The 13,869-nt window shown below is 64.8% G+C and carries 13 protein-coding genes; 8 read left to right on the top strand and 5 right to left on the bottom strand.

The annotated features are described in order from the left end of the window. Positions 1-218, bottom strand: a 218-nt coding sequence (locus ACKUB9_RS10770) for a response regulator (protein WP_407521249.1), incomplete at its 3' end; no start/stop codon positions are given. Between the two features lie 972 nt (positions 219-1,190). Here ACKUB9_RS10770 and ACKUB9_RS10765 point away from each other — a divergent pair. Both ACKUB9_RS10765 and ACKUB9_RS10760 read left to right on the top strand, forming a co-directional pair. Further along, entirely contained in the window at positions 1,191-2,471 is a 1,281-nt protein-coding gene (locus tag ACKUB9_RS10765; RefSeq protein ID WP_410823302.1) for an MFS transporter, read from the top strand. A gap of 318 nt (positions 2,472-2,789) precedes the next feature. Next, the gene (locus ACKUB9_RS10760; protein ID WP_407521251.1) at positions 2,790-3,242 is read left to right on the top strand and encodes a cupin domain-containing protein; all 453 of its coding nucleotides are present in this window, start codon (positions 2,790-2,792) and stop codon (positions 3,240-3,242) included. A 946-nt stretch (positions 3,243-4,188) separates the two neighbouring features. On the opposite strand, the gene ACKUB9_RS10755 is transcribed toward ACKUB9_RS10760, so the two are convergent. Further along, positions 4,189-5,355, bottom strand: a complete 1,167-nt coding sequence (locus ACKUB9_RS10755; protein WP_407521253.1) for a cytochrome P450 — start codon at positions 5,353-5,355, stop codon at positions 4,189-4,191. A 333-nt stretch (positions 5,356-5,688) separates the two neighbouring features. Here ACKUB9_RS10755 and ACKUB9_RS10750 point away from each other — a divergent pair, with 333 nt between their 5' ends. After that, a complete protein-coding gene (locus ACKUB9_RS10750) occupies positions 5,689-5,928 on the top strand; it encodes a hypothetical protein (RefSeq protein WP_407521255.1) in 240 nt (79 codons plus the stop codon). 351 nt (positions 5,929-6,279) lie between these two features. After that, positions 6,280-7,086, top strand: a complete 807-nt coding sequence (locus tag ACKUB9_RS10745; RefSeq protein WP_407521257.1) for a class I SAM-dependent methyltransferase — start codon at positions 6,280-6,282, stop codon at positions 7,084-7,086. 68 nt (positions 7,087-7,154) lie between these two features. On the opposite strand, the gene ACKUB9_RS10740 is transcribed toward ACKUB9_RS10745, so the two are convergent. After that, entirely contained in the window at positions 7,155-7,775 is a 621-nt protein-coding gene (locus ACKUB9_RS10740; RefSeq protein WP_407521259.1) for an isochorismatase family protein, read from the bottom strand. A gap of 123 nt (positions 7,776-7,898) precedes the next feature. On the opposite strand from ACKUB9_RS10740, the gene ACKUB9_RS10735 reads away from it, so the two are divergent. From ACKUB9_RS10735 to ACKUB9_RS10720, 4 genes are all read left to right on the top strand, one after another. After that, positions 7,899-8,810, top strand: coding sequence for a LysR substrate-binding domain-containing protein (locus ACKUB9_RS10735; protein WP_407521261.1), 912 nt, complete (start codon positions 7,899-7,901; stop codon positions 8,808-8,810). A 259-nt stretch (positions 8,811-9,069) separates the two neighbouring features. Continuing rightward, a complete protein-coding gene (locus tag ACKUB9_RS10730; protein WP_407521263.1) occupies positions 9,070-9,813 on the top strand; it encodes a pirin family protein in 744 nt (247 codons plus the stop codon). A gap of 101 nt (positions 9,814-9,914) precedes the next feature. Further along, positions 9,915-10,859 carry an alpha/beta hydrolase gene (locus ACKUB9_RS10725; protein WP_407521265.1) on the top strand — a complete coding sequence of 315 codons (945 nt, stop codon included), beginning with the start codon at positions 9,915-9,917 and terminating at the stop codon, positions 10,857-10,859. A 32-nt stretch (positions 10,860-10,891) separates the two neighbouring features. Continuing rightward, a complete protein-coding gene (locus ACKUB9_RS10720; RefSeq protein WP_407521267.1) occupies positions 10,892-12,418 on the top strand; it encodes a GMC family oxidoreductase in 1,527 nt (508 codons plus the stop codon). Between the two features lie 165 nt (positions 12,419-12,583). On the opposite strand, the gene ACKUB9_RS10715 is transcribed toward ACKUB9_RS10720, so the two are convergent. Further along, entirely contained in the window at positions 12,584-12,856 is a 273-nt protein-coding gene (locus tag ACKUB9_RS10715) for a hypothetical protein (protein WP_407521269.1), read from the bottom strand. Positions 12,857-13,074: 218 nt separating this feature from the next. Further along, positions 13,075-13,695, bottom strand: coding sequence for a glutathione S-transferase family protein (locus ACKUB9_RS10710; protein WP_407521271.1), 621 nt, complete (start codon positions 13,693-13,695; stop codon positions 13,075-13,077). Between the last annotated feature and the right edge of the window lie 174 nt (positions 13,696-13,869).

Below are 13,869 nucleotides of genomic sequence, written 5' to 3'. Positions count from 1 at the left end.
CCGAGCCTCAGGTCGAGGATGACGAGGTGGGGCTCGCCGACGCGCAGCTGGGCGGCCATCTCCTGGCGGCCTGCGGCGGTGGCGACCAGGACATCGTGCTCGCCCAGGTAGGTGGCCAGCAGCTGGCGCATCCCCGGGTCGTCGTCCACGACCAACACCCGGATCGGAAGTGGCGCGACGTGCGGGCAATGCTCCTGGACGAGGGGCGGTTCATTCATGCGCGGGCCTTACGTCGTTTCGAATGTGGCCAAGCGGCCGTGAGGCACCGTCGTCACCGTGCGGCCCACCGCAGGCCACATCGTACGGGCTCGATCGTCGCGGCCGGTCATTCTCCGACATCGACCGTGTTTGCAGCGCGTGGCAGAGTTCGGCGGCACGAGACATAATTCGCCTGCGTCATCATTTATAGTGCGGACGTACCAGACATGTGCGTTCGCGCACACATTGTCATACCGCATAGGTCGACAGGCCCGAGCAAATATTACAGTTGTAACATAATAGATCGTCTCGCTTGGTCGCGATATTGTGATGCTCGATTGGGGCGACTGGGAGATACCAGATCGCCGACTGGGTGTTTGAGATCTGACAATTGAACAACAATGACCAATTGGCAAATATATATTTGCAATTCGATCTCAGTTTATCCATAACATCACTGCACAATAAACAATGAATGAGGGAGTGAACAGGTCAACGATCTCAAAACGGCAATAATGTCAGCGACATGCCGAACCAACTACGGGCATCCGCGCATCAGCGTCAAGCCATCCTGAGCCATCACTACCTCGTCCGGGCGCCGGACCTGCAGCACCTGCTCCGATCGTAAGATCTGTTCCCACCGCATGCTTCACGTCCTGAGTCCTGGAAGTCTTGGGTCCTGGCCGACTCTGACGATCAACCTAGCTCGCCGGCGGCCAGGGGGATGACAATCATCCAGCATGACGTTCCCCCGATTACAGCTGAATCCGTGCGTCCGAACATTGCAACAGGTTTGGAACGTCGCCTCGTCACACCACTCGCAATGATGAATGGAGAGGTCGGGGATGTCGCGCTCAGACTTTTGCCAGCTCGCGCGTCGGGTCTTTGAAGGAGAAAATGACGGCCGTTCACGCATATTTCACGACACCGGGTCTGATCTTGACTCGATAGCTACAAACGCACAGACATTGAGCATTTAGAACTACTTTGCCATGATCTTTCACCGAATAAGATCCGGGGATTTATCGGGCTGCTTCTGCAAGACGTTCTGGCGAATAATGCCTTTAGTGCTCAGCTGCTATTACTGCATGTATGTCAATCGCGTCAGTCTGATTTTCGCTAGACCCTCCGTGCAGTCGCATTTGGGATTTTCGGATTTCGATTATAGCATCGCAGTGATAATTTATATTCTGGCATACGCGTCATTCGAAGTACCGAGCAATCTGTTGCTGTACAAGGTCGGGGTCCGGCGATGGTCGGGCAGCGTGCTAGCCCTCGGACTTGCGAACATGGCGACGACGTTTTGCACCAGCAAATGGCAATTCTACGAGATTTGCGCTCTGAGTGGTGCGCTTCAAGCTGGTTTTGCTCCGGGCATCATCTACTACCTTGCGCTGTGCTTCCCGCGACACTGTATAGGACGCATATACGCTGTTCTGTTCATTGCACCTATGCTCGCCGTGATGTCGGGAGGCGCGATCTCCGAGAATATCATTCTCAAGTTGCACAGTGTGCTCGGATACACGGGCTGGCAATGGCTGTTCATTATCAACAGCGCCCCCTGCTTTCTGATCGGCTTCCTGATGATGATAGTATTGAAGCCCGAAATCGACGAGCCACATCCGGCAATCAACGTCGAAGGCGTTGATTCCGGCCGACCATTCGCTCGCAGGACCGAACCATGGCCACTTGAAGATTCACCCTTTGGCTCCCAAACTGCATATGTATTCACATTTGGCTTTGTCTACTTCATCATTCAGGCGTCATTGTATAGCTTGAAATATTGGCGACAAGATTTATCCACGCCGGTCAATGGATTCGGAAACGGCACCAGCACGCTCCTTGAGGTGACGTTGGGCTTGATCGGGTCGGCCTCGATGCTGCTCACCGGCTGGCTGTCAGATCGACGCGTCGGAAGTGTGAGGATTATCAGTGTGATAATCTGTTTGGCCGCAGCTGGTTATTTTGCGGCAGCCGCTTTCCATAACCATCTCACGTCGATTTTGTTGCTTTTGACAGAAAGTGCTCTGCTGTCCGTGTTGCCGGTGTTCTGGGCCCTACCTCCGAAGATTTTAGCAGGAGCTGCGTTGGCGACGGGCGTCGCCGTCATCAATACGATTGGCCAGCTCGGCGGCGTATTCAGCGGGCTGATGATCCTCTATCTTCAGTCAATGGAAGCCACCACCATGATCGAACTATGCGCACTCGGGTTACTGTGCTTAGTGTGCGTCCCGCTGATGAGTTTTATCTCCCCCGCATTGAAAGGCAGATGAATTTAACGTGATTTGTAAATATCGGTACAGAGCACATTTCACAAATGACATGACTTTGGAGCAATAGTGATTACTGCTCTGAGCGGAGAGAAACGACCGGATTGATGGGCAAGCACCATGCTCGCTGGTCGAAACACGTCGGCGGAATGAGCGATCCTGACCGCGATGTCTCCTCCGAGGCGACCGGCTCGCAGCATGACTGGCTTCTCGAATGATGTTCCGCGCCGCTACACCTGACACAACAGTCAAGAACCGAGACATCGATCGGTAACGCGGCACGGGCAGGATCGCATCATGCCACGTATAGGGAATTGATTGATGAGCGACATCGAGAACTGGAACATTCTGGGCACATTCGTGCGCATCGTGAGCGACGGCACCTCTTGTGGCGGCGGCGATCTCCTCGACGCCATCGTGCCTCCGGGAGGAGGAACGCCACGTCATGTTCATTCCCTCGAGTCCGAGTGCTTCTATGTCATCGAAGGCACTTTGACTTTCGATGTCGGAGGCAAGGTGGTTCACGCCCATGCGGGAACGCTGGTGCAGGGTCCGCCAGGCGTCCCGCACGCATTTCGCAATGAAACGGCAACGCCTGCTCGGATAATCAGCACCTCATTTCCCGGCCAGCGGCACGCGAATTTCCTTCGCGAACTTGGGGAACGTCTGCCACAATCCGCAACGAGTGCGAGCCCGGTGGAATACACGCAAGATTTGGCGAGCAAGATCGCGCGCGTCTCCGAGAAGTACGGCATTCGCGTTCTGGGCGAGTAAGCAGACTTGGTTTGTCTAAGCCCGGTAGATGAGCGCGCGGCGGATCACCAGTCGCCGAAGGCGGGCCCGCCGCGCGAGCGTCTTCAATTCAATGACAGCGTACCCGCTACAGCTCGGCCTCGCACTAAACGATGTGGACCAAGCGAGCGCAGAGTGCGATCAAAACGAAGGAAGCAGCTAAGGTAGAAATTCCGCCGGCCATGCTGTTCTCATTTGCATTCCAGATACCTATCAGCATCAGCGAGCCCGCGGCCAGGGGGCATGCTATGAGACTCGATATTGTGAAGTAGTATGATGCCATGGCGCTCCCTCCTGTGAGTCAATCCGTGCAGGCACTCGGCACGGCTGTTTCAGACGACGTGAATCACGAGCTGCGCTGCGCCTGAATCGTGCTTGCCCGCTCGCTCGCTTCTGCGAAGGGTTCGCATCTCGTCGGGGGAGCGCCCGGATCGCACGGGACCGTCGCGACAGCTGTAAACTAGTGACCGGATCTCTGCGGGGAAGCGGCGAGAATCGGAACACACCGTCCACATGCTCGGACGATGGCTGGCCCATGTTGCAACTCGTTGCGTCCATCGTCGTGCAGGCCGTCCCGATGACGTTACGACCACGGGCAGGACGTTGCGCCTCCTCGAACTGGCCCTGACCGGCCGCGCCCACCGGCTCAAGGATTGCCTCACCAGACAGCTTGTTGTTCTGCAACGGAGGAAGCGCGCACCGGCGGTCTCAGGCCCCAGTTCCCAGACGCGCGACGAGGTGATCGGCGAGGACGCAGCCGGCCGAGGCGCCGCTGACGAGCACATCGACCTCATGCGCGCCAGATCGCTTACCGGCTCGCCAGCCGGTGACGATGAGACGCCGGCGCGCTCCCGGAGCACGCGGATGTTGCCTATGGCTCTCGGATCGATCGTCGATCCAAGAATGAGGGACGTGGTGGCGCGCCGCGCTAGCAGGCCACGCGCAACGCATCGATCCGCCGAATGCCGCTGTGGCCCTGTACTCTCGGCATCGCGCCTGCGAGGCGCAGCCTCGGGATGAGGTGCGTCAGCACGGCGAGCCCTTCCTCCAGTTCCACCCGCGCCAGCGCCTCTCCGATGCAGCGGTGCACTCCGCCGCCAAAGATGGGATGCAGGCGGGGATGGTCCACGCGACGGATGTCGAACCGGTCGGGCTCGACGTAGACCGCCTCATCCCGCAGCGCCGACATGAGCGACAGCATGACCATGACACCCGGCGGCAGGACGGTCTCGCCGATGGCGACCTCCTCCAGCGTGACACGCGCGGTCGAGGCCACGCTCGGCTCGTAGCGCAGGGCCTCCGTCACGGCGCCCGGGATCAGACCAGGATCGCGGCACACCGTCTCCCACTGCTCCGGGTGTTGCAGCAGAAGAGCCACCTGCATCGCGCCGGCCACGCGCGTCGTGTCGGTGCCCCCGATGATCATCAGGACGAGTTGGATCACCACCTCCAGCGGCGTGAGTTCGCCCGCCGCCTCCGTCTCCGCGAGATAATGGGACAGGAAGTCGTCCCGCGGCGCCTGCCGCCGCGCATCGAGGATCGCCGCGACGTAATCCTGCAGTTCACCTGCGGCCTTGACCAAATCCGGGATGTCGTGCGGCCCGAAGGTGTAGCTCAGCACGCGCGAGACCTCGTAGGCCAGACGCGTGAAGCGGGGAATGTCCGCTGGCGGCAGCCCGAGCAGGTCGGCGATCGTCCGAGCGGGAATCAGGGAGGTGTAACGCGCCACGAGGTCGACCTCGCCCTCCATCAGACATTCCCGAGCGAGCGCTTCAGCCGTCCCACGAATATGCGGCCGGAGGGCCGCGATCAGCCGGGTGGCGAAGGTGCGGGTGAACGGCGAACGCCGCCGCCGATGGACCGTGCCGTTGGCGGTGAACATGCCGTGCGCGAAGATGTCGAAGAGCGGGCCTTCCGGGATGCCGCGCATCACCGGATAGGCCGTCTCCGTCGCCTTGAGGCGTGGGTCGCGCCCCAATCGCTCGACATCCTCGGCACGCAGCACGAGGACGCTGCCTGTCTCGTGCGCGACGAAGGGCAGGCGGGGCCGCCAAGCGCGGAACAGGCCGTGAGGGTCGGCCTCCAGCTCCGCCACCGACAGGGTCGGGATCGAATCGTCATCCCGCACGGCCTCGTTCTCGGACCGACGTGCACGCGCTTCCATGAATGGTCATCCTCGCTGCGATGTTGCGCGAGAAGCCTCCGAGGCTGCGACTACCCGATCATGTCCGACATGCGTCCAACGATGACGATCATAACATTCGGCGCCGTGGCGATCCGGCACGGGCCTGCCGCACCGATGCAGCGGACGCGCTCCGCCGCCCGGCAGCACCAGCCACATCCATGATGTCCATCGTCAACCAGCCTGAAATCATCCTGTAACCCGGAGTGCCCACAAGAGCCACGCTTCGCACAAGGAGACATCCTCATGACCGTGAGCCAGCATGACGCTCATGAACAGTTCGAACATCTGCTGAGGCAGCGGATCACCCAGACCGTGATCGGCCGGATCGACCGCGAAATCACGATCGACGACCTGTTGATCGCACGTCTGAGGCGGTACGAGCATCTGGCCCGTACGGAGAAGCTCAGCTCCCAGACCTTGCAGGTGATCTCCTCCGCCAGGCGCCTTCTCGGCGATACTTCGGATCCGCGCCACGGGCCGTGAGCCGGACGAGCAGGGTAGGGGGTTCGGCACACGTCAAGCGCATGGTCCCGATGTTCCGAGCTTGAGACCGCCTGTGCGGGTCGGAGCCTCGCCCCACGGCGAAGAGGACGAACCAGACGGCGCGCAGCTCACAAGGTCGCGCGATGACGAGCACAGTTGAAAGACGGGCCGCGACAAGACCCTGCGCGCAACCGTCGGCTGATCGCCTCCGCGATCACGATCGTGGTCACGCCAGTGTAGAGCCGCTGCCTCCCGTTTCCTGGTTCACACCGTTGCTGAAACATGGCTGCAATCACAGTCGTGTAGCGTCAGACGCTCTCACGCGGAGGTCATCCTCACCAGGAGACGATCATGAGCGGTATCCAGCCTCACAACGAGAAGCCGGCCAGCGTCTGGAACTCCGGCGGCGCCCGCTACAACGAGATCAGCCGGGGCATCGCCGACAGCATCGAGCATTGCGTGCTGCGCCTCGACCCGCAGCCGGGCGAGACGATCCTCGATCTGGCGACCGGGACGGGCTGGACCTCGCGCCTGATCGCCAAGCGCGGCGCACAGGTGACCGGGGCCGACATCAGCAGCGATCTGCTCGCGTTCGCGGCCGAGCAGGCCAAGGCCGAGGGTCTGACCATCACCTACCAAGTGGGCGACGCCGAGAAGCTGCCGTTCGCTGACGGCGCGTTCGATGCCGTGGTGTCGACCTGCGGCGTGATGTTCGCCAGCCGTCCGGAGGCCGCGGCGGCGGAGTTGGGTCGGGTCTGCCGCAAGGGCGGGCGCATCGCGCTGACCACCTGGCTGTCGGACGGCAACGTGTTCAAGATGTTCATGGTGATGAAGCCCTACATGCCGCCACCGCCGCCCGCGGCGCCGCCCTCGCCGTTCGCGTGGGGCCGTACGGAGCGGATCGAGGAGTTGCTGGGCGCGGATTTCGAGCTGGCCTTCGAGAAGGGGGTCTCGTTCTACCGCGAACCGAGCGCCGAGGCGGCATGGGAGACGTTCTCCAACGGCTACGGTCCGACCAAGGCCCTGGCGACCAGCCTGGACGAGCATCGCCGCGCCGAGTTGCGCCGCGACTTCATCGCCTTCCACGAGCAATTCCCGACCCCGCTCGGGATCTGTGTGCCGCGTGAGTACTGGGTCACGCGCGGCATCCGTCGATAGGCGTTTGCGTGCGAGTGACGCGTCGGCTCGGCTCGCGCGGGCGGCACGCGGCCGAGCCGAAGGGAGGGTCACTCTCCCCGATAGGCACTGGCGATCTGGCCGACGAGCGTCGCCCACGGCATGTCGAGCGCGCCGTAGACCGCACCCGCCTCGGGACGGCCGTTGTCCTTGAGGATCTCGACCATCAGGGTGGCGTAGTCGGACAGGACGACCCCGGCCTGGACCATGCGCAACAGGCCGGCCTGGCGCTTGGTCTCGCTGAAGGTCCCCGAGGCATCGACCGCGACGTAGGCGTCGAGCCCGCGCGCGACCGCCGTCATCGCCGGGAAGGCGGCGCAGACCTCCAGCGAGATCCCGGCGAAGATCAGCTTCTTGCGCCCTGTGGCCTCGATCGCCCGGGCGACGCGCTCGTCGTCGTAGGCATTCACCGAGGAGCGGTCGATGATCTCGATGCCGGGCAGCGCCTCGACCAGTTCGGGAAACGTCGGTCCCCACAGGCTGTCACGCGCCGTGGTCGTGACGACGATGGGAAGGCCAAGGGCCTTGGCAGCCTTCGCCAGGGCGACGACGTTGTGCTTGAGCTCGCCGGTCGAGATGTCCCGCACGCCGGTCATCAGGCCGACCTGATGGTCGACGAGGACGAGGGCGGCGTTGTCGACGGTGAGTGGTTCGTAGGCGCCAGTGATCATCGGATCCTCCTGCACAAGGCCCCTCGGGGGGCGGCGACGGGCAAGAGCTACCGGCTGGACCGGCGGACCAGAAGACGCGACAATTCGAACTCAGCGTCCAGCTGGCCGGACGATGGGTGGCGCGTGCTCGATCTGAACGACTTCTTCTACTTCGTGCAGGTGGTCGACCGAGGCGGGTTCACGGCCGCGGGCCGGACGCTGCGCGTTCCCAAATCCACCCTGAGCCATCGCATCCAGCAGCTGGAGAACGCCCTCGGTGTCCGGCTGCTCAATCGCACCTCGCGCCGGTTCGGGATGACGGATGCCGGGGAGGATTTTTACCGCCACGCGGTCGCGATGCTCCGGGAAGCCGAGTTGGCGGAGACGACGATCCGGCAGCGGCTGACGGAGCCGACCGGGACCGTGCGGTGCACGGCCGGCGTCGCGACCATGCAGTTCGCCCTGGCGGAGATCATCGCGGACTTCCTCGTGCGATACCCGAAGGTGAACGTCGTGGCTCACGGCGCGGATCGCACCGTCGACATCGTCGGCGAGAACTTCGACATCGCCGTCCGCGCCCACACCGATCCGCTGCCCGATTCGAACCTCGTCCAGCGCACGCTGGCCCCTGCGCCCTGGTTCCTGTTCGCGGGATCGGACTACCTCGATGCGACCGGCGCGCCGGAGACGCCCGACGACCTTCAGAACCATCCATCCCTGTTCATGATGCGGACCGGCGTCGCGCCGGTCTGGCGATTGCGGCACGCCAGTCGGGCGCAGGACGAGGTTGTGCTGCCGCTGACCCCGAGACTGATGGGCGACGACATGGTCGGCCTGCAGCAGGCCGCCATCCGCGGGATCGGGGTGGTGGCCCTGCCGAGCTACATCTGCCGTCAGGCCGTGCGATCGGGTGCCCTGCGGCGTGTTCTGCCGGATTGGGTCGCGGGCGACTCGACCCTGACGGCGCTCATTCCCTACCGGCAGGGCCTTCTGCCGTCCGTTCGCGCCTTCCTCGACCACCTCGCGGCGGAATTCCCGAAAGCCGTGCTGCTGTAGACCGTCCGGGCTCTCGCAGCGACGCCGATCGTCCATCAGGCTGGACGCTCGGTTCCGAAGTGTCCGGCTTCCCGACACTCCAGCGGCACCGCTACATCGGCTCGTGACAACGACGAGGCCGGATATGCCCACCCTCAACGATGCGCTGCTGCAAAACACAGTTCATCCGAGACGCAGCAAGATCTCTGCCGGAGAGCCGCACCGTATCGGATCCGATTTTACCGCGAAGCATTTTTCCGAGGAGGACTTCGACGGGTGCATGGACCCGCTCCTGATGGTCGACCACTTCGTGATGACGGGTCCGACCTTCGAGCCTCACCTTCACGCCGGCATCTCGGCCGTGACCGCCCTGTTCGAGGACTCGACCGGCGACTTCCTGAACCGGGATACGCTGGGCCGCGACGTCGCTCTCAAGCCCGGGGACCTCTACTGGCTCGCGGCGGCATCGGGCGCCGCTCACGAGGAGCGGCCGGCGACCGGCGCTCGGGTCCACGCCCTGCAGATCTTCGTCAACCTTCCCGCTCGCCTGAAAGCCGAGCCGGCGCGCGCGCTGCACGTTCGCGCGGCCGATGTGCCGGTCCTCAAGGGCCGCGGCCATCGTGTCCGCGTCGTCCTGGGGCGGAGCGGCGGCATCGACGGCGTCGGCGGCACGCCGGAGGAGATGACCCTGCTGGACGGCTTCCTGGAGCCGGGCGGCCTCTTCGTCCACGCTCTGCCCGAGGGGCGCCAGGCCTGGATCTACGCCGTGTCGGGCCGGCCGTCGGTCCGGTGGGGCGACGACGAGCGCATTCTGCCGGAAGGGACCGCGCTGGCGATCGGCTGCGCTCCGGGCACCGACCTCGTGCTCGAAGCCGCCGAACACTCGCATTTCGTGCTGATGGCCGCGAGACCGATCCGCGAGCCCTTCGTCAAGCGCGGCCCGCTGGTGATGTCCACGGCGGCGGACGTCGAGCGCACGCTCGCCGGCTACACCCGAGGCGAGTTCGGCCGCGTCCCGGCCTGAGATCCCACCATCCGACATGCGAGAGACGCGCGGCGCCGGGCTTCGCCCGAACGGCGGAGCCATGCCCGCCCGCGCCTGGATCGCGCGACGGGAGACCTCTGATGAGCGAAGACATCCTTGATCCGCATGCAACGCGCGAAACCGTCACCGTTCCGCTCAGCTCAGCTGAACGGCAGCGCGAGACCGCGCTCCGGGAGCGCTTCGCACGCTTCTGGGGCGAGGCGACGGGGCAGCCCCGGGCCATCTACGACGCCTTCGTGGCCGGGAGCCCCCTCGCGGAGGGCGTGACGGTCGACGCCGTGGACCACGATGGCTGCCGCGGCTGGTGGGTGCGCCCGGACAACGCCGAGACGGATCGGGCCATCCTCTTCCTGCACGGCGGCGGCTACGTGCAAGGCACGGCCGCGGCCTATCGCGGGTTCGTCAGCCAGCTCGTGAGCCGTGCCGGCCTCGCCGCGCTCGCCATCGACTACCCGCTGGCGCCGGAGGCGACGCTGCCCGCCGCCCCGAACGCGGCGCTCGCCGCCTGGGATTGGCTGGTCGGACAAGGCTTCGACCGCATCGCCGTCGTCGGGGATTCCGCCGGGGGCGGGCTGACGCTCGTCACGCTCGCGCGCTTGGCCCGGCGCGACGAGGGTCCTGCGCCGGTGGCCGGGGTCGTCTTCTCGCCCTGGACCGACCTGACGCTGTCCGGGCCGTCCATGCGCGACCCGGCGGTGCAGGATCCGTTGATCGGACGCGAGTACCTGCAGGATTGCGCCCGCCAGTATGTCGGCGCACGCGATGCCCGCGACCCGCTGGCCTCGCCGCTCCTCAGCGACCTGCGCGGATTGCCCCCGCTCCTGATCCAGGTCGGCACCGACGAGCGCCTCCTCGACGACGCGACGCGCTACGCCGCCCGGGCAGCCGAGGCCGGCGTGCCGGTGCGGCTGGAGGTCTGGGAAGGCCTGCATCACGTCTTCCAGCTCGACGTGGCCCACCTCGACAGCAGCCGCCGGGCGCTCGACCGGGCCGCCGCCTTCCTGCGCCACGCCTTCGCATCCTGATCACCGCAGCTCCGACCGAGGAGAGGTCTCCCATGCCGGCCCACGCCGCCATCACCGAGAAGAGGTTCGACGTCGTCATCGCCGGCGGAGGCTCCGCGGGCGCCGTGCTCGCGCGCCGCCTGAGCGAGAATCCGAACCGGACGGTCCTGCTTCTTGAAGCCGGTCCGGCCTATGCCCCCGCGGCTTATCCGGACGTCATCGCCGATGCGAACCGGGTCGGAGGCGATCCGGCGCACGATTGGGGCTATCACACCCAGGACCGCCTCGGTCTCGGCCACGACGTGCGGGCGATCCGCGGGAAGGTGCTCGGCGGCAGTTCGGGCGTGAACGCGGCGGTCGCCATGCGGGCGCGCGCCTCAGACTTCGCCCGCTGGACGGCGCGCGGCCTCGACGGGTGGTCGTGGGACGACGTCTTTCCGGTCTTCAAGGCGCTGGAGAACACCCCGACCGGCGACGAGGCGTGGCGCGGGCGGTCCGGCCCCTTCCCGATCCGCCAGCGCACGATGGAGGAGATCACCCCCTCCATGCGCGCCTTCGTGCTGGCCTCGGAAGCCGTCGGCCTGTCCCGCATCGCGGACTTCAACGGGGCGGAGCAGGATGGGGTCTCGCCCTATCCGCTGAACGTGGTCGACGGCCGCCGCATCAACACGGGCATCGCCTACCTGACCGAGGAGGTTCGTCGTCGGCCGAATCTCACGGTGGTCGGCGGCGCCGATGTCGACGCCGTGCTGTTCGATGGCCGACGCGCACGGGGCGTGAGGCTCACGGGCGGCGGGACGGTCGAGGCCGGGCAGGTGATCCTCTCCGCCGGAGCGTTCGGCAGCCCCGCGATCCTGATGCGGTCGGGCATCGGGCCGGCGATGCACCTGCGCGACCTCGACATTCCCGTCCTCCAGGACGCACCGGTCGGCGAGCGGCTCAAGGAGCATCCCTTCTTCTACAACGTCTACGCGCTGCAGCGGGACGCCAAGGCGATGGCCCCGGTCGCGGGCGCGATCATCTGGACGCGGTCGAGCGAGGCCGCCCGGGACGAGCTGGACCTCCACATCTCGGGAACGCACATCTTCGACCCGGCGCAGAGCCCGACCGGGGGTGCCATCGTGCTGGCCTGCTCGGTCACGCTGCCGAAGTCGGTCGGCTCGGTCGGGCTCGCGAGCCGCGACCCCCGCGCCATGCCGCTCATCCGCTACAACTTCTTCGAGGATCCGAGCGACCTGCGGCGCATGATGGAGGCCGTGCGCCTGTCACGGCGCATCGGCAGGACGGCCCCCTTCAGCGACGTGGTCGCGGCGGAGATGCAGCCCGGTCCCGATGTGGACGACGACGAGGCCCTGCGACGCGCCGTGCTCTCGACGGTGGACGGGTACGCCCATCCGACATCCTCCGTCCCGATGGGCGGCCCCGACGATCCCTGGGCCGTAGTCGACGGGGATGGCGCGGTTCGCGGTGTGCAAGACCTGCACGTGGTCGACGCCTCGATCATGCCGGATATCGTTTCAGCGCCGACCAACGTCACCACGATCTTGATCGCCGAGATGATCAGCCGAAGGCTGGGCTGAGGCTTCCCTCAATCCGGAGCGTCCGCTCGCAAGCTTCTGCCCATGTCCGTTCGGGCCCATCGTGAATCCGCAACCGGAGGTCCGCAGCCACCGGGCGGGCGTTCAGCTCGCCGGGCTTGCTTGCGGCAGCCATATGGGACCGGAACGCCGAGGATCTCGGTAGACTCAACCACCTCCGCCGCCGCCGCCACCGCCCGCGCTTGGACCGCCGAGATTGCCGTCAGCGTTGGGCGTGTTCCACCGGATGATATTGCCGCCGCCAGGACCTTGATCGACGGGCGGGGGACGCGGGACGATCAGGCGTTCGGAGTTGGTGTCCAGACGGGCTCGCGATCCATGCCTTCTTTGCGGCCGGGCATCGCTGGGGGCGGTGTCGACCACGACCATGATGCCCGCGAACAACGCGACAGCCAGAATGCGAAAGGTCAGACACTGCATGTATTCAATTTATCATGCGGTTGACTGGCAGTCGAGCGGAACGGATGTCATGAAGCGATGCACGCGGCCACTGACGACGTCTTCACGGTTCCCCGTCACCAGATCTCCGCTCCTGCGCTCCGCCGTTCCGAGCTCATGCGGCCGGAGTGGCGGCCTGAGCCGATAGGCCGAGCGCAGGTTTACTGGCGAGCCCGTTCAAGACCGTGACAAGCGGTGCGTCAGGTCCCGAAGCCCTCTGCTTGAAGCACCTTCTGAACCGCTGGACGCGCCTTCATCCGCGCATAGTGGGCGGCACAGTTCGCGGGGAGGGCCATCTTCAGGCGCTCTGCTCCCCAGAACTCGACGTAGAAGAGAGCAACGTCCGCGATGGAGAAGCTGTCTACAACGTAGTCTCGACCCTCCAGCGCCTTGTTCATCACCCCGAGCCCCTTCTCGAAGATCTCACGGCCTTTGGCCTTGACCGCTTCGTGATCGGCCTCGTTCGGGGCAAAATTTCCGGGGCGGAAGATGCGGGAGAAGCCCTGCATGTGAATCGTTGCAACGATGTAGTCCAATGCCTCCAAGACGCGCGCTATCGCTTCCGGGCTGTCCGGAAGAAGCTGCTTCTCGCGATTGGTCAAGGCCAACCATGTGGCGATCGCGGGGAACTCCGTGAGAACGGTGCCGTCGTCCCTCACAAGGGTTGGAACCTTGGCCTTGGGGTTGATCGCCAGGAACTCAGGCTTGTATTGCTCGCCGTCTTTCAAGCTGACCTTACGTGGCTCGTAAGGCTTTCCAATCTCCTCAAGGAGGACGTGGATGCCAATCGAGCAGGCGCCTGGGGAATAATAGAGGTTCACGGTACGCTCCAAGTCGGGCCAGAGCCGCGCCCGATCGCGTCGCGACCGGTCAGCGACTGAGGTGCTGACGGGTGAGGGGAGATATCGTCGCCTTCACTTTTGTCGATGGACCCGCGCGAGCGTGCCGTGGCGGCTAGGGCGTGATCGCCGTCGAACGGCGGGCAGCGAGGCCAA

This window comes from Methylobacterium oryzisoli (genome assembly GCF_046557895.1).
Lineage (GTDB): Bacteria > Pseudomonadota > Alphaproteobacteria > Rhizobiales > Beijerinckiaceae > Methylobacterium > Methylobacterium oryzisoli.
This window is presented reverse-complemented; position numbering and strand designations above follow the sequence as displayed.

Coding starts and splice junctions, on each gene's coding strand:
- ACKUB9_RS10720 (WP_407521267.1), top strand. CDS start 10,892: ATGCCGGCCCACGCCGCCATCACCGAGAAGAGGTTCGACGTCGTCATC.
- ACKUB9_RS10760 (WP_407521251.1), top strand. CDS start 2,790: ATGAGCGACATCGAGAACTGGAACATTCTGGGCACATTCGTGCGCATC.
- ACKUB9_RS10715 (WP_407521269.1), bottom strand. CDS start 12,856: ATGCAGTGTCTGACCTTTCGCATTCTGGCTGTCGCGTTGTTCGCGGGC.
- ACKUB9_RS10765 (WP_410823302.1), top strand. CDS start 1,191: ATGATCTTTCACCGAATAAGATCCGGGGATTTATCGGGCTGCTTCTGC.
- ACKUB9_RS10745 (WP_407521257.1), top strand. CDS start 6,280: ATGAGCGGTATCCAGCCTCACAACGAGAAGCCGGCCAGCGTCTGGAAC.
- ACKUB9_RS10730 (WP_407521263.1), top strand. CDS start 9,070: ATGGACCCGCTCCTGATGGTCGACCACTTCGTGATGACGGGTCCGACC.
- ACKUB9_RS10725 (WP_407521265.1), top strand. CDS start 9,915: ATGAGCGAAGACATCCTTGATCCGCATGCAACGCGCGAAACCGTCACC.
- ACKUB9_RS10750 (WP_407521255.1), top strand. CDS start 5,689: ATGACCGTGAGCCAGCATGACGCTCATGAACAGTTCGAACATCTGCTG.
- ACKUB9_RS10740 (WP_407521259.1), bottom strand. CDS start 7,775: ATGATCACTGGCGCCTACGAACCACTCACCGTCGACAACGCCGCCCTC.